The organism is Geobacillus thermodenitrificans subsp. thermodenitrificans DSM 465 (assembly GCF_000496575.1).
Lineage (GTDB): Bacteria > Bacillota > Bacilli > Bacillales > Anoxybacillaceae > Geobacillus > Geobacillus thermodenitrificans.
In genome coordinates this window covers 20,056-39,880 of the sequence record NZ_AYKT01000003.1, presented here as the reverse complement: position 1 = coordinate 39,880, position 19,825 = coordinate 20,056, and the positions used below count along the sequence as shown (strand labels likewise).

The window sequence follows — 19,825 nt, the reverse complement described above, 5'->3', positions numbered from 1 at the left end:
AGGAAATTGACCATTCTTTAGAAATTATATGCAAAAACGGGATGGATATTTACACTATAAATCATTACATATAACGGAGAAAATGGGCGTTATAACTATCACTCCCATTATCCTATAACATACTATACAGTAGCCTGAAAAATTGAATGAAAGGAAGGTTATTGTATTATGCCCATTAATTTAGAGCAATTTGCTCAACAATTTGACCCTGAATGCATCCAAGTCTGCAAAGTATACGACTGGACAACACACGTTGTACAGCTTGCCCAAGATATCACCTTTACGTTTCCAGAAGGGGCTTTAGCCGACATTACGATCTCGCAGGTCAATTGTGCTGTCACCATGTTAGAGTGTGCCGAAGACGTTCGCCGCGATATCGAATGTACCGTAGGAAATCAACTTGTTACCTTGCAAGCCGTCACTTTAAGCAAAACGATTCAAATCGTGTTAGAGGTGACTGGAACAAATACAGATGGCGCTCAAGTTACCGTACTTAGCAACCCGGCATTGATCACGACCACCGAGGAAGTGATCCTTTGTGCTCCAGAAGGCACAACGGTATGTTGCAATGCTACACAAAACGCCTTCAATAATTGCCGCGTGGGATCGTTTACGCAAAACGGAGACAGCATTACTGCGAATGTTTCGGTAAGAATTTGCCAAAGCATTGTCGTGACATATGAAGTCATTTTGGAAGTGGCCGCAAGATTCTGCCAGCCTCGCCCGGAAATCATCTGCGAGGAAGAATGCCCTGTGGATGTCTTCCCGCCGCAATGTCCTGCTGTTTTTCCAACGATGATGTAATCACACCGTTTTGTTTGTCTCGTAAAAAAAAGAGGAGATTACTCCTCTTTTTTTCATACATATAACATGAGTAGTAAATCATCCTGCCAGGAAGGAGGAAAACGATGGTCAGTCGTCTTCCAGAAATAGAAAATAAAATCCACGCCATCGAGAAGGAGCTTTACATTGTCAAACAAGCATTAAAAGAGATAAAAAATTTGCGCCAACAGAACAAGCTTGATGGGATTCAAGCCATTTGTTATTTCACTTATTCATTATTGCTTCCGAATACAAAGGGGAATAAAGCGACGGTCGCTGCGAACTTCGTCATTCGTAATATGGGTTCTATTCCGTTGGACAATCCTTTCATCTGTTTACGGGTTACTCCGAAAGAACGCATCGCGTTATCGGCAAAATTAGGGGATGAGATTCAGTATGATCAACGGATTAATCCACTAGTGATGGAGCCGTGGAACTATATGAGCGAACAAGCGGAGCAAATGGTCGAAGAGAAAGGGGAGTTTTGGTTAAAGCCGGTTCGAGTATCACGAATTGAACCAGGGCAAACTCTCTCGTTTTCCAATTTCCAGTTCTACCTCGAGATGGGAGAAGAACGAATGACTTACAAAATGGAAGGATTTTTTTTCTGTCGCCAGTTTCAAGAAGGGGTTCGAGCATTAAATCATATTATCATTCATAGTTGACGTAATCCTTCTTACATGACAGAGCACATTTTACAATCGAGCTTCCATGTTCCACAAATCGTTAGAAACAAAAAAGCTGACTCAATGATTGTATGTCTCTTTCATTGAGTCAGCTTTTTTCGTTATGCGTTGTTTCTGACGACAAGAGCATTCAAGGCACGAGTTTCAGCTGTGATGTCGCTTAACAAGCTGCCTAGAATTGAACCGTCTGTTTCAATCACGATGCGATATACATGTGTGCCCACGCCTGGGTTATCGACCCACGTCAAGTTCGGGAACAGTGTCGTGTTGGCAGCAAGTGCTAATACAGGAAGCAGAGATTCGACGTCCAGCTCCGCAATGGGCGTAAACGCTCCTCCGTTCGTTGAACGTTCTAAGCGATACGTGATACCTGTCAAGGCTACACCAGATAGGAGCGCCAATACGGACAATTCCAGTTCAACCATCGAATCAAGTTTGACGAGATCGTTGCTGAGGGTTGTAATCGGCTCCAAACGAAGCACTTCTGTAACGGCTGTTCCTGCTACAGGGATTGTAATGGGTAGCTCGGTTGAAGACTGTGTAAAAAACAGCTGCGGGAACAATCCTCCATTGCACACACAAACCATCCATTTCTCATCCTTTCCCAATGGTTTAGATTTGGTACTACTGTATTAAATGATAATTTTTCAAAAAATGATTCGGGTGAATAACTATTTTTCGACCTATTTCTTGTAAATGGGAAGATGACTAATTAGACAAGATAACTGGGGTGACAACAATGGGTAGTGGAGAAAAGAGGATAGTGTTTGAAAATGGCCTAGCTTGTTGAATCATATTGTCGAATGTGGATGATTACGCTGATCTATGTGCCATTGTGCTGGCTGTTACAAAACCATGTTCGTTCATAGGCATTATTCAGGCTGGGCATACTAACAGCCGCAATCGATGAACAGAACGGAGGAGAATGATGATGACGGTTGTCCGGCTTGGCTATGTCGCCATGAGCGTGCATGTTCCCCATTGCTCTCCCTCACAGACGATGACCGTAGCGCAATTTCGCGTGCTTCGCGACCGCGAGGCGGCAATTCGCAAGCTTGAACGGATTGCTCGTTCGAATATCAACAATTGCCTTCGCTTGCTCAAGCATAACAAGGCACATGAGATCCGGTTTTTTCGTCTCAGCTCACGGCTCATTCCGCTCGCCAATCATCCGGAATTAGAGAACTGGGATTATCTCGCCCCGATTCGCGAGGCGTTGCAAACGATCGCTCTGTTTTTGCAGGAGTATCCGATGCGTCTTGATTTTCACCCTGAGCATTTTGTTGTGCTCAATTCTCCCGATCCTGACGTGTTCCGCGCCTCATTGAACACGTTAAAGCTGCACGCGGAGCTATTGAGCGGGATGGGGATTGATCTCGAACACCGTTGCGTGCTCCATATCGGCGGCGGGTACGGTGACAAAGAGAAAGCGTTGGAGCAGCTGATTCACAATTGGGCGTACGTGCCTGTTTGGGGGCAGCGGATGATCATGTTTGAAAATGATGATACGGTGTTTACGTTGCGTGATGCACTGTATGCATGCGAAAAGCTCGGCGTGCCGCTCGTCTTTGATTTGCACCACCATCTCGCCAATCACGACGAAGAAGACTGGCGGCCGGACTGGGAACGGATCGTGGCGACATGGCACCACTCACCACTACCCATGAAAATGCATATCTCAAGTCCAAAAAGCGATAGACAGTTTCGCGCTCATCATGATTTCGTCGATGCCGAGATGTTCATCCGCTTTTTGCGGGAAGTGAAAGGCACCGTTAAGCAGCTTGACTGCATGATTGAAGCGAAACAAAAAGATGAGGCGCTGTTTCAGCTTGTGCGTGACCTCAAGCACTATAACGATCTTGAATGGATCCACGGGGCGAGTTTTTTCATTAAATGATCTTTCTTTTACCAGTGTTTATTTTCGTCCCAAGCACACTGCTCTCGTATGGCTAAATGCTTCAATGGAATGAGCAGCTAAAAGCTTCTAAAGCGTAAAAGACAACCCGAATGGCCTCGCCCTCCGGTGGAGCACAGTCTGACAAACCGGGATGGTTTCATTGAGAAATCTCCTATTTCTAGGCATGACGCATAGGCAGAAGAAGTTCATCTTTTTTGTCCAAAACATGATGACAAGCAACAGAGGGACGAAAATGTGATGGACCGAAACGTATTCTCTGTCCGGATGAAATAATAAGCCGGCGGTAGAAGAAATAAGACACTGAGCGCGAAAGGAATAACTCACATCATAGTAAACGGACGTCAGTAACAAACACATCTGTGTATAAACCTACGTTATACAGATTCTTAGCAATATGACATAGTTCTCTAAGTATTCTTTTTTCGTTAAGCCTTTGAGTTGCTATTTAATGCAGAAATACATTTTTTCATCTCTTCACATTATGCTGTGTTTTTTTCTAAAATATTGTATATTCAGTAAAATGGATTAGCAGCGATTCATCCCCCACTTCCTTCGCTTCGCTACGTTGAAGTGGGAGTGTTCTCGCTTAATTTTGATAAAAAATGAGATGTATTGAAGATCATCTATCTAACTTACAATATACACTGAAATCGTTTTCGAATTTCTCGTTAACATTTGCCAACATCCGCAGTGAAGGCTTGCTAAAGGCGATTGATGGCCAATTGAATCTCATTCTGATCGACATCATCCTATTGAATCTCATTCTGATCGACATCATCCTTCGGATATACTATATTGAACATGTTGCAACATCATGAACGAGCCGTATCCCGATGATGGTACTCAGTGCTAACGCTACGATGAAAAGTAGGATTTATAGACTATATAACGAACTCGCTTAACGCAAACTCATTTGTTGAAGAATTGGTAAAATTCTCCTCACAAAGAGGAGGATTTTTCGACATAAAACAAACACAACAAGGAAGAAATATGTCTTAAAATGTCGAAAAAAGGATGTAATATGTCCTTTTAGATGTAGATAAGGGGTATATGCATGCTTTTGACGTGTGTGTAAAGTTAGACAAATATATGGAAAAATATTATAGTAAAAATTGCACAAATAACTCATTTTTTCACAATGACTTTTGTGCTTAGTAACTTCTTTTAATAGGAAAAAAGAATTATAAAAGGAGTAGCAAAACGGTGACTTTCATTCCTGTTCGGAGTGTAATCGACAAACAACTGTTTGAACATGTTTATCAGCCACTATGGAATTTAATGAACTGGAGCATTTTCGGGTATGAATCGTTGCTGCGGGTGAATGGGGTCAAAAATATCGAACAGTTTTTTCAAAAAGCCCGGGAGGAAGGCTGTTTGTACGAGCTTGACCTTATATCATTAGAAAGCTCCATTTCGCAATTTCCTTTCTTGGAACAGAAAAGAGGACTACTGTTTGTAAATGTGTACCCATCCACGATCTCGCGGCGAGAGTTTGCACAGTTGTTAAAAAAAATGGTTGAACGTTTTCCATATATTAAAAACCGAATTGTGTTTGAGCTCAACGAAACAACAGAAGACGACGACAGATGGAAAGACGGCGAACTGAAGGCGGCTGTACAGTGGATCAGAGAGCACGGATTTTACATTGCAGTTGATGACGTTGGTAAAGGGGCCTCCACTTTACAAAAGATTATTGAACTACAGCCAGATTATATCAAATTAGACCGGTATTTCGCTCAAGGGCTAGCAGTCAACGTGGAAAAGCAAAGAATGCTCAGCTTGCTAGTAAACTATTGCAGTCCTAAAATAGTGCTCGTGTTAGAGGGCATTGAAAAGGAAGTGGATCTTGCTCAGGCCAAGCTATTAAGAGTACCAGCCGCGCAAGGATATCTTTTAGGCAGGCCGGAACGGTTGGCCTAAACTACTGCGTATGGATGCACCGACATAGCTTTTTCCTCCTCCTCTTTTATTCGATTGACAAAAATAGGGAGATAGAAGTGAGCGCATGTTCTCGAGGGGGAAAAAGCGGCTTAGCCAATCACGAGTGAGGGGATCTGAATGCATGGAAGACGGCGAGGAAAAAGCCTGGGTGGAAGAGGTGAATGCTATGGTCTTTGCTCATTACCGCAGGGGAGAGAGCACTCATCAAGCCGGTGAGCAGATGACGGAAACTACAACTGCAGCGGAAGGAGAACGGTTTAGCGGACAAACTATGGAGGGGACGACCGAGACGAAATGGGAGATCGTTGTTGATGATGATAAACTGCATGCGATTTTGCGCATTGAACCCGGGGCCAAAAAGCGGAAGGAATTGAACGAGGACGACCTTGGCGGCCAAATGGAGTCGCAAACCGAGCCGCTGCTTGAGGTGCAGAACGCTTTAGACTGCGAGTCTATTTTACAAAAACTCCGAGCCTTGCATATCGTTCAAGGGATCGATTTTGCCGCGATCATTGAAGCTACACAGGCGACACAACCGAGTGATTTTATCGTTGCTAGAGGAGTGAAGCCGCGGGAAGGAACAAACGGTTGGGTGGAGTTGATGGTCGATACAGATCACAAACAGAAACAGTTGTCGGGTGAAGGTGAGGATGTTCATTCCTTAAAAGGAGACCGTATTCCTTCCGTTCGAGCGGGGCAAACCATAGCAGTTATCCATCCCCCTCTTCCTGGTGCCCCAGGGATCACTGTGACGAACGAGCTGATTCCGCCTAAACCGGTTCGGCCAGTTACTGTTCATATAGGAAAAGGGGTAAAGATGGCTGAAAACGGGAAAAAAATCATTGCAGTAGATAACGGAAGGTTAGTATTTCGACAAGAAGGACTGGATGTGCATATTTCTGTCGTTGACACGTTCGTCCATGACGGCGATGTCAACATGAGCTCGGGTTCTATTCGCTTTCACGGTGATGTGGATATTACCGGAAGTGTAGGAGACGGCATGGAAGTGGAAGCAGACGGACGCGTTATCATCTATCAAAATGTCCATCGGGCGATGGTCACCTCAAAACAGGCGGTGATCATTCGAAAGAATGTGATTGGAAGCACCATTTCAGCAGGAACAGATCGGGCAATGCCTTCTGAGCTTATCCGCTTGTTAGGCGAAATGGAAGAAGATATCGAAAACATGGTGATTTTGATCAAACAGTTGCTTCGTTCGCCGTCGTGGAAAACGTTTGCTTGGGCGAAAAGTGAACAACTTCTTTTCTTTAAACTAATCAAACTTTTAATGAACGATAAGTTTTCTGATTTAGAAAAGAAAGGAAAGAAATATATAGAGGCCGTAAAAAAAGAGGATGGCCAACAAATTTCATCCGTTTGGCGCGACTTGACAGAACGGCTGCAACGATGGTTTTTCTCAAGTGTTCCGAATGAATCTCATTCCTTCCCGCAACTTGTCAAGCTGCTTGATGATATAAAAGGGATAACCGGGTCCTATACATCGAAACAGAATGTGGATAACTATGTCGAGATGGCCTATGCGTTAAACAGCACCATTTATTGTCGCGGTGATATCGTTATTTTTGGCCGAGGATGCCAAAACTGTACGATCCACTCCGATGGGTTTCTTGACATTAAAGGGGTGATGCGCGGCGGCCGCGCTTACGCGAAAAAAGGCGCGTTCATTCAAGAGGCAGGATCCAATTTAGGGACCGCCACCTATATTACAGTGCCGCGCGGACAAACAGTGAAGCTTGGCATCGCGAAAGAGGGCACCATCGTTCAAATCGGTCAAACCGTCTATACTTTTCAAACAGAGCAACATCAAATCGAAGTGGCCTTGGGGGAAAACGAACAAATCATGTTCAACCCTCTCTTGTAAGTTTCTTGTTTGTACAAATATATTTGATCCAGATTGTCCAGAATAAGGGAAGGTGAGGGAAGAAGAGGGAAGGAGAGAGGATTCGTTGAATGATTTAAAAGTCGTGATCGCTGATGACGATGCAGTTTCAAGAGCGATTTTGCGGAATTTTGTTCGTTTGTTTCCGAACTACGATGTTGTAGCGGAAGCGGCTACCGGAAAGGAGCTGTTGCAGCTTACATTCGAACTGCGGCCACATATTGTCCTCGTTGATATCTACATGCCTGAACTCGATGGGATGGAGGCGGTTAAACTATGCAGACAGTTTTTGCCGTCTGTTCAAGTGATTTTTACTACTGGGGATGACCAATTTGCTGTCAAAGCGTTTGAAATATCCGCGACCGATTATATCGTGAAACCAGTCGAGCGCATACGCCTCTTTCAAGCACTGGAAAAAGCGCGTACATTCATTGAAATCGTCAACCAACCGGTTGCATCAATGAAGCCGCTCAATAAAAGACTGGAGATCCGCATGAAACATTCCATTGTTTGGTTGCCAATGGAAGATATTTTGTTCGTGGAGAAAGAAAATAGAAAAACAATCATTCATACGGCTGATGAGCAATATGAGACAACCCTCCCTCTAAACGAGGTGGAAAAGAGGCTCACTCATTGTTTTTTTAAAACCCATCGTTCTTATATCATCAATTTAAAAAAGGTAGTGAAAATTACACACGTTGGTGAAACGTACAAGGTTCACTTTTTCAGTTGTGAAAAAGTAGCCTATATTTCGAAATTGAAATTTCACGAGGTACAACGGAGAATGGTGACGATTCATCTTTAGTTAAGCGTTTCAAGTGATGGGGGAAGCATTGAACGGTATTCGCATCCTTTTGAAACCTTTCTTTATGGAGGATTTGGAACAAGTGGAGACAACATTGATCGAGCAGCACTATGGGCTGTTATGGAGCATTTTTGATATGATCGACGACATGGTCTTTATTGTGCGGGCTGATGAACGAGGATTTCATTATGTATGGGCGAATCAAAAAGCGTGTCGTACCGTTGGAACGAATCATCTCGCTGGTAAGCGGTTCGAAGACGTTTTGCCTCCAACGCAGGCGGTAAAACTCGAAGCGCACTATAAACAGGCTGCACAAATGAAGACAACGTTCGTTTATGAGGATGAGATCGACACTCCTTTCGGACGAAAAAGTTACGAAACCGTCCTTACCCCGTTTGTTTTGCCAAACGACGCACATCTCTGGTTCGTTGCCGTTGTCCGCGACATAACGGAACGAAAGGTTCGGGAATGGGAGCTGCAAAAGCTCAAAGAGCGACTGGAAGCGAGCGAAGAACGGTACAGAACGTTTCTGGAGCATTTGCCCGGGGCGGTGCTTGTTTTTGACCAAGATGGAATCATTATTTATGCGAACACGGGAGCTGTACAGCTGTTCGGAGCGAAACAAAAAAGCGAAATCGTAGGTGTCCCTATACGGAACATTTGCTGTGGGGTGGATGACACCGTATGGGAAACCTGCTGGAAGGATGAACTTTCTTTTATCGAAAAAGTCCATACGTTGGATGACAGAACGATTTATGCAAGGATGGCGTTCTCCCCCATCGAATATGGTGACAAGACGGCTGTCCAAGTCGTCATGCTTGACGTAACCGAACGAGTCCATTATGAAGAACAACTAAAATATTTAGCGTTCCATGACGCATTAACCGGTTTTCCAAACCGGAGATTGTTTCTTGATGTGGTCCGTGAATCGATTGAGGAAGCCAAACAAACCAATGACCAGTTAGCCATTGTGTATATCGACATGGATCATTTTAAGGAAGTGAACGATACGTTCGGCCATGATATGGGAGATCAGCTTTTAAAGCGATTTGCCCAAAGGGTAAAGGAGAATATTGAACCGAATGCCATCCCGTGTAGAATGGGAGGAGATGAATTTTTACTTTTGCTAAGGGGCGTAATGAATGATTGGGATATCGAGAAAAAAGTGTACAAACTGCACCAAAGCATGCAAAAGCCGTTTTTCATTAACGGTCATAAAATAGTTGTCACCACCAGCATCGGAATTGCTATTTATCCGTGGCATGGAAGCACAGCAAAAGAACTAATCCTCCATGCTGACCAAGCCCTCTATCGGGCAAAAGCCAAACGCAATCACTACCAATTCTACAGCCAAGAGGCCAAACAGGCGGCCAAATAAATTTGGAAGATGTGAAAAACATGCCCCTTTATTTTGAAAGAAGTTCCCCTATTTTCTAAACGAAGTGAAAGCAGAACATAAAAATGGTAACCGGGTCGCTCAGCTCACTGTTTGCCATGAGACGTGATGACCCAAGAAACTCCCTCCCTTCAGTGAAGTAACGGAGAGGGCATATGATGTTGTTTATACAAAAGAGAGGGGGAGGCCGGCTGCTCGAGGTACGCTGTCTGAGACAGCTTCCGGTTTGCTCCTCTTTAAATACCCGTGATTTCCTTAATCTCGGTCGCTTGTTTATTGTTCTTCTGGCGTACGTCTAGCAACCCTTTCACTGATTCCACATCACAAGGATTGGGAGACGCCTCAGTCAACACAGCACATGATAACCTGCTGGCAGCCTCTCTTGAATTGGCTCCCCCAATCCCCCCTTACCCTCTAAGTCTCTAACAAGTAACATCGATTTCCTGGTGAAAAGTGACCGCTACAGCTCTGGCGGCTGCTTGATGTTTCCCGCTCCCATCTCCGCGCGGATGGGGCGAAAAGTGTTCATCGTTCTCAAGCAACAAGTCCCTAGCTTCTCTATGTCGCAAAAGCCAGAAGAAATGCCCCTTCCTCAAAGCAATGGGATTTCCGTGAACATGTGTGTTCCTTGGATCGCCAATTTTCATGCCGAGGTGGAGGGGAAACCATAAAACTATGGATCTTTCCGTGAAACATCAATGGGATCGTAAACGGTGATCTTAGTGCCACTTTTGCTTTCTTCCGTTCCTCGTGTCTTTCGTCAGCGTGGCAGAGTCGGTCACGTACATGTCCATTCGATTCCGATCTTTACTTGCTTCAGCTGCTCATGAACATTGAACAGCACTCCGGCATTCCATTTTTTTACGGATTGCCGTCGTGCATATTTCATCAAAAGGAATGCCGCATTCTAGATCACGACGTTTTTTATAAATGAGGTAATCATTTTTATATTGTCAAAAATAACTGAATTATAATTCGTTTTTGACATAAATTAATAATGGCATGTCTTGGGCTGTTATCGCAGCACTCATAAATCAAAAAGAAAATATATAACAAAAGATAATCTTTTTCATTTACTATTAAATTTAAATTTAGTATAATTCTAATGTACAAATCATTATCATTTGCGACTGACGAAAAACAGTCAGAAATGGTAATGATGGCATTCCAATTTCATTTAAGCAAGGGAAAGGAGAAAAAGGGAATGGAAAATCAAAATCGCCAGAACGCATCTCAATGTCCGTTTCACGGAAGCATCACGAATCAATCTTCGAATCGGACGACGAACAAAGACTGGTGGCCGAATCAGCTGAACTTAAGCATTCTCCATCAACATGACCGGAAAACGAATCCTCATGATGAAGAGTTTGACTACGCTGCAGAATTTCAAAAACTAGATTACTGGGCACTGAAAGAAGATTTACGCAAATTGATGACCGAAAGCCAAGACTGGTGGCCAGCCGATTATGGTCATTACGGGCCGCTGTTCATCCGTATGGCTTGGCATTCGGCGGGAACGTATCGCATCGGCGACGGCCGTGGCGGCGCATCAACAGGTACGCAGCGCTTTGCCCCGTTAAACAGTTGGCCGGACAACGCCAACTTAGATAAAGCGCGACGGTTGTTATGGCCGATCAAAAAGAAATATGGCAACAAGATTTCCTGGGCGGACTTGTTCATCTTGGCGGGCAATGTCGCCATTGAATCGATGGGCGGAAAAACGATCGGGTTTGGCGGCGGTCGTGTCGATGTCTGGCATCCGGAAGAAGATATTTACTGGGGAGCGGAAAAAGAGTGGCTCGCCTCTGAACGCCATTCCGACGATGGTGAGCTTGAACATCCGCTCGCCGCGTCAGTCATGGGGTTAATCTATGTCAATCCAGAAGGACCGGACGGAAAGCCGGATCCGAAAGCAGCGGCGCGTGATATTCGCGAGACGTTCCGTCGCATGGGGATGAACGATGAAGAAACGGTCGCCTTGATCGCCGGCGGTCATACATTCGGCAAGGCGCATGGCGCCGGTCCTGCCACACACGTCGGTCCTGAGCCGGAAGCCGCACCGATTGAAGCCCAAGGGTTAGGGTGGATGAGTTCTTACGGAAAAGGGAAAGGAAGCGACACGATCACAAGCGGCATTGAAGGTGCCTGGACGCCGACGCCAACTCAATGGGATATGTCGTATTTCGACATGCTGTTTGGCTATGACTGGTGGCTGACGAAGAGCCCAGCTGGGGCATGGCAATGGATGGCGGTCGATCCGAATGAAAAGGATTTGGCGCCTGATGCCGAGGATCCGTCGAAGAAAGTGCCGACGATGATGATGACGACCGACTTGGCGCTGCGGTTTGACCCAGAATACGAAAAAATCGCCCGCCGTTTCCATCAAAATCCAGAAGAATTTGCGGAGGCGTTTGCCCGGGCATGGTTCAAGCTTACCCATAGAGATATGGGACCGAAAACGAGATATCTCGGTCCGGAAGTTCCGAAAGAAGATTTCATCTGGCAAGATCCGATTCCAGAAGTCAATTACGAATTGACAGAAGCGGAAATTGAAGAAATCAAAGCCAAAATTTTGAACTCCGGGCTGACGGTCAGTGAACTTGTGAAAACAGCTTGGGCCTCGGCCAGCACGTTCCGCCACTCCGATAAGCGCGGCGGAGCCAACGGTGCCCGCATCCGTCTCGCGCCGCAAAACGAGTGGGAAGTGAACGAACCGGAGCGGCTCGCGAAAGTGCTGTCCATCTATGAGGACATTCAACGCGAACTGCCGAAAAAAGTAAGCATCGCCGATTTGATTGTCCTTGGCGGCAGCGCTGCGGTGGAAAAGGCAGCCCGCGACGCTGGCTTTGATGTCAAAGTGCCATTTTCCCCCGGCCGCGGCGATGCGACACAAGAACAAACCGATGTCGAGAGCTTTGCGGTATTAGAACCGTTTGCGGACGGCTTCCGCAACTATCAAAAGCAAGAGTACAGCGTTCCGCCGGAAGAACTGCTCGTTGACAAAGCGCAGCTCCTTGGGCTGACCGCCCCAGAAATGACGGTCTTAGTTGGCGGTTTGCGCGTGTTAGGCGCGAACTATCGCGATCTGCCTCATGGCGTCTTCACTGACCGCATCGGGGTGCTGACCAACGACTTCTTTGTCAACTTGTTGGATATGGACTATGAATGGGTGCCGACAGACAGCGGCATTTATGAAATCCGCAACCGGAAAACCGGCGAAGTGCGGTGGACGGCGACCCGGGTAGATCTCATTTTCGGATCCAACTCCATTCTTCGTTCCTACGCGGAATTTTACGCCCAAGACGACAACCAAGAAAAATTTGTCCGTGATTTCATCAACGCTTGGGTGAAAGTCATGAACGCCGACCGCTTTGATCTGGTGAAAAAAGCAAGGGAATCGGTCACCGCTTAATAAAGGGAAGAAAAACAAGGCAGAGGGAGAAAATTCCCTCTGCCTCGTTTTTGTAGAATACCAAACGGCTGCATAGGCAAAGAAAATCTTCACCGTAAAAACCGATTTTGCGAAGATCTAGGGGAAATATTACTAAATAGGATAAAATAGTACTAGATCAAAAGGAGATAACATAAAGCTGGGGGATGAGGAAATCAAAACGGAATCAACACTCACGAGTGAATCAGGATGTCGCGGTTTGGGCCATTCGTGTCTTGTTGCGAGAACAATAATGAAAGACAATGGAGAATACGATGGGATCCTATGCATCGCGAGTGCCATGCTACGATTCTCTCACCATGAGACTGATGACTTTGTCTAGCTGAAAATGATCATTGATATAGGGGGCAGCGTTTCATGAACATACGCAAATGTTCTAGAGCCGTAATCATCAATGAACGGAATGAAATTCTTCTTCAGAGATTTGAATTTCGGGATGTGGTAGGAAACAAAGTGTTATGGGTGACTCCAGGGGGAGGGATTGAAGAAAACGAGACGCCGGCGGAAGCGTTAAAAAGGGAGTTATACGAAGAACTAGGCATTGTTGTCGACCTTCTCGGCGAGCCCCTATTCCAACTGGATGTATGGATCGAAGGGAAACAAGGTCCTTTTATTAGTCGTGAGATTTATTACAAAATTGTGATTCCATCGGACACTAGATTATCGTTCGAAAATATGACGAAAGAGGAAAAGGAGGCATGGCAACAGGTAAAATGGTGGAGTAAGGAAGAATTGCAGAACATCAATGATTTTGCGCCGCGTGAACTATTGAACTACATATAAAAACGATGGGGTCCTTCTCGTTGGGATGATGATGGACCTCATCCATAACTTGCAAACGGAGAAAGAACAGCGGCAGTGGCTCGAACAATATGTGCCGAAAGAACTGATCCAGTCGTTATGTCATCAGTCCGAGGCAGAGATGATGGCTATAGATCAAGAATGGGTTCACCTGATCCAAAAAACAAAGCAGTCGCCAGGCACTCCTGTGGGTCATCCAGAGGTGAAAACATGAATCGAACAGTATATGATTGACGTTTGTTGGTTCCGATATGACGCAAACGCTTGGACAACTTGAACGTGTGGAGGAGATGGGGCGAGATGCCGCAACACTCAACTGGATGCCGTCTCCTTTCACAAAGAAAGAGGGACAATGGCTGTAGCAGGCCATGGAGCACTATATGATGAAAAAAGGTTAGTCGAATCAAAAAAATCGGCTCATCGCGGATTCGCGGAGCCGATTTCTTTATTCATGTGAAGCCACCGCTTGGTGTTTTCCAACAAGTTGTCATAAAAGCCATGGATGTCATCGACCGTAACATATAGCTTTCGCACCGTTTTTTTTCGGCCGAACAGTTCTGTCACTTCCACCGGCTGCTTCAAGCGGATTTCTAGTTTTGGTTCTTCTTCAAAAAAACTAGGCAACGTCACTGAATAAGCATCAGTTTCTTTTTTTCGTTTTTGTTTCGCGGTCACTTCCCTTGTGATCTGTTCAATGTTGGTGTATTCCACTTCGACAAAACTGCGGATGCCCAATTGGATATGGAGTTTATCAGGCGCCAACACGACCGGGGATAGGGTAATCGCTCGATAATCGGCAATAAGAAGGAGCAGGAAGTACACATCAAAAAACGTGACCACCCAAGCAGCGATTTCACTCCATCTCATCACTAAAATATGAACAGCAATAATTTCAATCAGCATCGCATGCACGAGCATTAAAAAGAAACCAAAATATTCCGTTTTCTCATGATAGGAATAGGTGGGATATGGCAATGACAATTGGCGTGTTTTTTTGCGATATGTTAAGTAATACAAAGCAGCGGCCTCTGTTGTGAGGAGGCGCAGCAAAAAGACCGGACGCTTGAACACGGCTTCAATGGTATGCACATAGGTGCTTAAAAAATAAAAATGGTTCGTTTTTTCAGCGCGAAAGGTGCGAATGAGTGCCCCGAGGTTTCGAACGATATACCAAGCGATCCATAATTCGATTAGAATGATCCCGCCTTCCATTACGAAAAAAACATATTTGATCACCTTGTATTGCTCACGAAGCGGAGCGGGAATGATCCAATACGAGATACCGAGCCCAGATGCAACCACGCTCACGCACACTTTCCATGAATACTTCACCCGCCCAATGGTCATTCGGTAAACAACGGCTAAATAGAGTGGAAAAACGGTGACAAGCAACAATAGCACAGACGAATTTTCGAAAACATGAACATGTTTTCGTACCGTTACATAAAGAATGACCACAGCCAATACAGAAGCAGTGATAAATCGCATATAATGGACGTTCTGAGTTTTGTTCATAAGGTGTTCCTCCTTAATAATTAACCAATCTTAATTATTAAATTTACTTAAATATTTTGCAGATCCCTTCCTGAAAGAAGAAGGGATTACGACCGATGTTCTTTCATGATGAGATCATACAGTTTATCATTGATTTCCTTCAACTTCTCTAAGTCCTCTCGGCGAAGTTTCCCGTAATATTTCTCCATTAAATGCAATTCCACTTCATCCATTTTCTTATGATACGCTTGACCGGCTTGGCCTAGGCGCACGATAATTTCACGACGGTCAGCAGGATTGATGTCCCGGCGAACATAGGCTTTTTCCTCCATCTTTCGGACGAGCTGGCTGGCGGCGCTCGGAGTCATCGAAAAGGACTCAGCGATTTCATTGATCGTCATGGTTTGATGCCTCAATAACTCCAGCAACATCACTTGCTTTTGGGTTAAGTCTTGATACTCAGCGCCGAGCATCGCACGAATCTCTTGCAGCAAAAACGCGGTCACTGCATCGTTTTTTTCTTTAATGGCCAAATACAAAGCCTTGATATCGTCCATCTGACATCACCTTCGTTATGGTAAGGTTTTGTATTTATATTATAAAACAATCTAAATATTTAAGTGAAGTTAAATGTTTAGATTGTATGAGAAAAGAAGCGACGGCCCGCTTCTCAGTCAATCGGTTGCGAACGACAAATCATCACCGGTTGGTTAAGCAATTATGCCCATTTACTCTACAAGCAAACAAAAGAGGATCAAAACAATGTCCAACTAAGCAATGCTTTGCGCTAACGATCCGAATTTTGTAAGCTTGAATGAACGGAGTGAAAACATCCAAAGAACGTCATAAAAATGAAAATAAGGTGGCAACATGCCGCAAATTCACCGCTTTCTTGAGTCGGCGAAGCAAACTCTTTGTGTGACATACGTTGCACAATGTTATGTGCTGCTTTCATTTCCTTTTTCCGCGAATGGAATGCAACTTAGCGAACGGATGAGAATAGGATGGAAAAGAGGGCTCATAGAGGCTTGATCGGATGTTTAGCAATTAATTGGTTTTGTGTTGTTTTTCCCTTTCTTTACGATCAATGCAAGTCGATGTCCACCTAACGTAAATGATTTACACAACAGTCAGAAGAATCACCACACGTATTATTGTGACTCTTCTTGGACCCATTCAAATTCTCCCTCCTCTAAGTGCGGATCATTCGATTCGGGAAGTCATTCCGACGGGTTTGGCGGAGGAGATGGCAGCTGTTCGTAAGGAAGAACCGTTGGGCCCTTTTTATTTATGAATTGACAATTTTTGATATATTATATAGAATAAATTTAAATAATGCGAACGGAAGGGTGAATCCTCGAACATGAAGTGCTAATCCTATTTTGAAAAGACATTAATTGAAGGTGGTTTTTTTGCAGACAGATGAATGTGCTGCTTTCTTTGTGCTGCCTTCAATTAACGTTTTCAGAATAGGATTGCACGTTTATAGTGAGGTATACCCAAATGGAGTTAGTCTCTTTTTTTGGCGTCCTGCTATAGTTGTGCCTCCTATTCTGAAAATGGATAGGGGGCTTTTTTGTCCCCGTAAAATCAAAAATGGGGATGATCATATGATTCTTCTAGAAGCGTTCAATATCAAACATTATGTGAAAGACCGGTTATTACTTGATGTCGATCGATTGACCATTTATAAAAATGACCGCATCGGCTTAGTGGGGCGTAATGGCAGCGGCAAGACGACATTGTTAAACATATTGGCCGGAATGATTGCCCCAGAAAAGGGAAGCGTGGTTCGCCATGCTCGATGCGAATTGTTGCCACAGTTAAAGCAGATGGACACTGCGAAAAGCGGCGGAGAAGTGACACAAGCCTATATTCGCGATTTGATGACTAAAGACCCGGAGCTTTTGTTGGCGGACGAACCAACGACCCATTTAGATCAAGAGCATATCGAATGGCTAGAAAAGCAGTTACAGCAATGGAAGGGAGCGTTTATCCTCGTATCCCACGACCGGGCGTTTCTCGATGCGCTTTGCACCACCATCTGGGAAGTTCATGAAGGGAAGGTCAAAGAGTATAAAGGGCGTTACAGCGACTATGTGGAACAAAAAGAACAGGAACGCCGACAGCAACAGTTAGCTTATGAAAATTATGAAAAAAAGAAACAAGCGCTAGAGAGAGCATTGGAACTAAAAAAGCGAAAAGCGGAAAGAGCCACAAAAGTTTCCAGAAAGAAGGTGAGCCCATCGGAAGCGAAAATCACCGGGGCGAAGCCGTATTTTGCGAAAAAGCAAAAAAAGTTGCAAAAAGCAGCCAAAGCCATCGAAACAAGATTAGAGAAGCTAGAAAAAGTGGAAAAAATAAAGGAACTGGCTCCCATCAAAATGAACTTGCCTAACGAGGATACGTTTAAAGATCGAATCATTATTCGAGCGCAAGAGGTCGCAGGCGTGATCGGCCAACGTGTTCTATGGAATAAAGCGAGCTTTCATGTACGTGGGGGCGAGAAGCTCGCGATTATCGGCCCGAATGGGAGCGGCAAAACTACTTTAGTGAAAAAGATCGTTGACCAAGAAGAAGGAATTATAGTTTCCCCAGCGGTGAAAATGGGGTATTTTAGCCAAAACTTAAATATTTTAGATGTTCATCAGTCGATTTTGGAGAATGTACGCTCCACATCGAAACAAGATGAAACGCTTATTCGCACTGTCTTGGCGAGGCTGCATTTCTTCCGAGATGATGTTTATAAACCCGTAGGAGTTTTAAGCGGCGGTGAGCGGGTAAAAGTCGCGCTTGCTAAATTATTCGTCAGTGATATCAATACGCTCATTTTAGATGAACCGACAAACTTCCTCGATATTGAAGCGATGAGCGCATTGGAATCGCTATTGCAAGAATACGAAGGAACCGTCATTTTCGTATCCCACGACCGTCGGTTCATTGAGAATGTCGCTACACGTATATTGGTGATTCGCCATAAAGAAATTCAACTGTTTGACGGAACATATAAACAATATGAGCAGCAAAAACATCGCGATACGCGCAATACGACAGAAGACGAGCGGCTTTTACTCGAGACGAAAATAGCGGAGGTGCTGAGCCGCTTGAGCATTGAGCCAAACGAAGAGCTTGAACAGGAATTTCAGCGGCTTTTGGCGGAAAAACGAAAACTGGGCATGTCATGAAGCACATATGGGCAACCACAGGCATTAGGACGATTCCTAATGCCTGTTTACATTTCATTCACATTCGAAACCGATAACATCGGAAAAACCGTATATCATATTGACAAATTCAAAACCAATCATTCCCGGGATCCTTGGATGGTTTTATGAGGGCTTGAGGAAAGGAATACTCAAACGGTGAGGAAATGATGCTCGTCAACTTATGCCTACTTTTTATCAAAAACAATTTGAAATCCATTTTCAAGGAGGTTTTTCATGAGTCGATTGTTGATGAATTTATTTGGTCGCCCATATGGTTTTTTGGGAAACATCGGTGGAAGGATTATGGCAGCTGCTAATAAAGAAATCAACGAATGGACGGTGGCATTATTGGATATACGAAGTAATGATAAGGTACTAGAGATCGGATTTGGTCCCGGAATTGCCGCTGAGAAGATAAGCAACATTATTAAGGAAGGGATATTCGTAGGAATTGATCCGTCCGAAGTCATGTTTTCACAGGCGCAAAAAAGGAATGAAGCCGCTATACGGGAAGGAAAAGTCAAGCTACAACTTGCGACTATTGAGCATCTTCCCGTGTTTAACGAAGCGTTTGATAAAATCTTTTCGATCAATTCGATTCTATTTTGGGAACAACCGATTGAACGATTAAAAGAATTGCGGCATTTGCTGAAGCCAAACGGGCTGATTGCCATTACACTCCAGCCTCGTTCCAAGGGGGCAACGAACGAAACAGCACGCCAGGAAGGGGAAAAGTTAGTTCAGTATCTTAAAGAGGCAGGGTTCTCATCCATTCGACTTGAAGAGAAACAAACGAAGCCGGTTTCAGCTGTATGTGCTATCGGTGCTAACCCATCGAGCTGAACGACTCCCACTTCGTTGTGCTTGAAGCGGAAATTTCTCAGTTCCACGGCGAAAGCGACCTGTCGTCTCCTTAGGCGTCACTTCGAGTCGCCCTAACTCGAAGAGTTCTTTCGCACCTTGATGTATGCATGGAAGGGTTTGCTTAGTTTTTGCATTCGCTGTTTTCCATGTAACCCCATCTATCCCGTTTACAAGGAACGTGATTGTTGTTTATTTGCTTATATGTTTTGGCTGGTGCTAACCGATATTCATCTCCCACTTTCACTTTGTTTCGAAGTGGGAGACTTCTTTTGAAACGATGTTAAAATGAAGCCTGCCGTTTCGTCAACTAAATCACGCGCTGGCCTGATTGCGGTGTAGTTGACGACAGTCCATCAACGCATTTATTATAAGTAGGCGTCGTTAGTACTCGTGCATGAAACTCAAGTTTACACGATTCACTTATTCATTGTCGGTTGAGCCTTTGTTGATTGGTCGTGAATAAAGCTCTACGTGCGATTGTCGCATATCGTTCGAACCGGGAACACTACTAGACCAAAGGTCTGATCGGTCGTATTGTGAA

Annotated in this window: 15 protein-coding genes; 12 read left to right on the top strand and 3 right to left on the bottom strand. The window is 44.6% G+C overall.

Going from position 1 to position 19,825, the window contains the following annotated elements; translation table 11 throughout:
* Positions 1 to 168 precede the first annotated feature (168 nt).
* Together DSM465_RS0104850 and DSM465_RS0104845 are read left to right on the top strand one after the other, a co-directional pair.
* The gene (locus DSM465_RS0104850; RefSeq protein ID WP_008879152.1) at positions 169 to 804 is read left to right on the top strand and encodes a BMQ_0737 family morphogenetic spore coat protein; all 636 of its coding nucleotides are present in this window, start codon (positions 169 to 171) and stop codon (positions 802 to 804) included.
* Between the two features lie 104 nt (positions 805 to 908).
* On the top strand, positions 909 to 1,487 hold the full coding sequence (locus tag DSM465_RS0104845; protein ID WP_008879151.1) for a hypothetical protein: 579 nt from the start codon (positions 909 to 911) through the stop codon (positions 1,485 to 1,487).
* A gap of 122 nt (positions 1,488 to 1,609) precedes the next feature.
* On the opposite strand, the gene DSM465_RS0104840 is transcribed toward DSM465_RS0104845, so the two are convergent.
* Entirely contained in the window at positions 1,610 to 2,095 is a 486-nt protein-coding gene (locus DSM465_RS0104840) for a hypothetical protein (RefSeq protein WP_029760777.1), read from the bottom strand.
* A 344-nt stretch (positions 2,096 to 2,439) separates the two neighbouring features.
* On the opposite strand from DSM465_RS0104840, the gene uvsE reads away from it, so the two are divergent.
* The 8 genes from uvsE (at position 2,440) to DSM465_RS0104790 (ending at position 13,934) form a co-directional block, all read left to right on the top strand.
* Positions 2,440 to 3,405: a UV DNA damage repair endonuclease UvsE gene (uvsE, locus tag DSM465_RS0104835; RefSeq protein ID WP_029760776.1), complete on the top strand. Its 966-nt coding sequence runs from the start codon at positions 2,440 to 2,442 to the stop codon at positions 3,403 to 3,405.
* 1,224 nt (positions 3,406 to 4,629) lie between these two features.
* The gene (locus tag DSM465_RS0104825; protein ID WP_029760774.1) at positions 4,630 to 5,346 is read left to right on the top strand and encodes an EAL domain-containing protein; all 717 of its coding nucleotides are present in this window, start codon (positions 4,630 to 4,632) and stop codon (positions 5,344 to 5,346) included.
* Positions 5,347 to 5,488: 142 nt separating this feature from the next.
* Complete coding sequence (locus DSM465_RS18155; protein ID WP_230459229.1) at positions 5,489 to 7,249, top strand: DUF342 domain-containing protein; 1,761 nt, start codon at positions 5,489 to 5,491, stop codon at positions 7,247 to 7,249.
* Positions 7,250 to 7,334: 85 nt separating this feature from the next.
* Positions 7,335 to 8,072, top strand: a complete 738-nt coding sequence (locus DSM465_RS0104815) for a LytR/AlgR family response regulator transcription factor (protein WP_029760771.1) — start codon at positions 7,335 to 7,337, stop codon at positions 8,070 to 8,072.
* A gap of 82 nt (positions 8,073 to 8,154) precedes the next feature.
* Positions 8,155 to 9,450: a diguanylate cyclase domain-containing protein gene (locus tag DSM465_RS0104810; RefSeq protein ID WP_232724440.1), complete on the top strand. Its 1,296-nt coding sequence runs from the start codon at positions 8,155 to 8,157 to the stop codon at positions 9,448 to 9,450.
* A 1,222-nt stretch (positions 9,451 to 10,672) separates the two neighbouring features.
* Entirely contained in the window at positions 10,673 to 12,880 is a 2,208-nt protein-coding gene (gene katG / locus DSM465_RS0104800; RefSeq protein ID WP_008879140.1) for a catalase/peroxidase HPI, read from the top strand.
* A gap of 396 nt (positions 12,881 to 13,276) precedes the next feature.
* Positions 13,277 to 13,702 (top strand): NUDIX hydrolase, encoded by a 426-nt coding sequence (locus DSM465_RS0104795; RefSeq protein WP_008879139.1) that lies wholly within the window; start codon positions 13,277 to 13,279, stop codon positions 13,700 to 13,702.
* A gap of 28 nt (positions 13,703 to 13,730) precedes the next feature.
* Positions 13,731 to 13,934, top strand: coding sequence for a hypothetical protein (locus tag DSM465_RS0104790; RefSeq protein WP_230459227.1), 204 nt, complete (start codon positions 13,731 to 13,733; stop codon positions 13,932 to 13,934).
* A gap of 203 nt (positions 13,935 to 14,137) precedes the next feature.
* On the opposite strand, the gene DSM465_RS0104785 is transcribed toward DSM465_RS0104790, so the two are convergent.
* Positions 14,138 to 15,235 carry a hypothetical protein gene (locus tag DSM465_RS0104785; RefSeq protein WP_029760767.1) on the bottom strand — a complete coding sequence of 366 codons (1,098 nt, stop codon included), beginning with the start codon at positions 15,233 to 15,235 and terminating at the stop codon, positions 14,138 to 14,140.
* An 86-nt stretch (positions 15,236 to 15,321) separates the two neighbouring features.
* On the bottom strand, positions 15,322 to 15,771 hold the full coding sequence (locus DSM465_RS0104780; RefSeq protein WP_014195805.1) for a MarR family winged helix-turn-helix transcriptional regulator: 450 nt from the start codon (positions 15,769 to 15,771) through the stop codon (positions 15,322 to 15,324).
* A gap of 1,053 nt (positions 15,772 to 16,824) precedes the next feature.
* Here DSM465_RS0104780 and DSM465_RS0104775 point away from each other — a divergent pair.
* Both DSM465_RS0104775 and DSM465_RS0104770 read left to right on the top strand, forming a co-directional pair.
* The gene (locus tag DSM465_RS0104775; protein ID WP_029760766.1) at positions 16,825 to 18,399 is read left to right on the top strand and encodes a Vga family ABC-F type ribosomal protection protein; all 1,575 of its coding nucleotides are present in this window, start codon (positions 16,825 to 16,827) and stop codon (positions 18,397 to 18,399) included.
* A gap of 270 nt (positions 18,400 to 18,669) precedes the next feature.
* The gene (locus tag DSM465_RS0104770; RefSeq protein ID WP_236620387.1) at positions 18,670 to 19,263 is read left to right on the top strand and encodes a class I SAM-dependent methyltransferase; all 594 of its coding nucleotides are present in this window, start codon (positions 18,670 to 18,672) and stop codon (positions 19,261 to 19,263) included.
* The last annotated feature ends 562 nt before the right edge of the window (positions 19,264 to 19,825 follow it).

Excerpts from the sequence above, each read along its gene's own strand:
- DSM465_RS0104850 (WP_008879152.1), top strand. The coding sequence starts at position 169 with ATGCCCATTAATTTAGAGCAATTTGCTCAACAATTTGACCCTGAATGC.
- DSM465_RS0104845 (WP_008879151.1), top strand. The coding sequence starts at position 909 with ATGGTCAGTCGTCTTCCAGAAATAGAAAATAAAATCCACGCCATCGAG.
- DSM465_RS0104840 (WP_029760777.1), bottom strand. The coding sequence starts at position 2,095 with ATGGTTTGTGTGTGCAATGGAGGATTGTTCCCGCAGCTGTTTTTTACA.
- uvsE (WP_029760776.1), top strand. The coding sequence starts at position 2,440 with ATGACGGTTGTCCGGCTTGGCTATGTCGCCATGAGCGTGCATGTTCCC.
- DSM465_RS18155 (WP_230459229.1), top strand. The coding sequence starts at position 5,489 with ATGGAAGACGGCGAGGAAAAAGCCTGGGTGGAAGAGGTGAATGCTATG.
- katG (WP_008879140.1), top strand. The coding sequence starts at position 10,673 with ATGGAAAATCAAAATCGCCAGAACGCATCTCAATGTCCGTTTCACGGA.
- DSM465_RS0104795 (WP_008879139.1), top strand. The coding sequence starts at position 13,277 with ATGAACATACGCAAATGTTCTAGAGCCGTAATCATCAATGAACGGAAT.
- DSM465_RS0104790 (WP_230459227.1), top strand. The coding sequence starts at position 13,731 with ATGATGGACCTCATCCATAACTTGCAAACGGAGAAAGAACAGCGGCAG.
- DSM465_RS0104785 (WP_029760767.1), bottom strand. The coding sequence starts at position 15,235 with ATGAACAAAACTCAGAACGTCCATTATATGCGATTTATCACTGCTTCT.
- DSM465_RS0104780 (WP_014195805.1), bottom strand. The coding sequence starts at position 15,771 with ATGGACGATATCAAGGCTTTGTATTTGGCCATTAAAGAAAAAAACGAT.
- DSM465_RS0104775 (WP_029760766.1), top strand. The coding sequence starts at position 16,825 with ATGATTCTTCTAGAAGCGTTCAATATCAAACATTATGTGAAAGACCGG.
- DSM465_RS0104770 (WP_236620387.1), top strand. The coding sequence starts at position 18,670 with ATGAATTTATTTGGTCGCCCATATGGTTTTTTGGGAAACATCGGTGGA.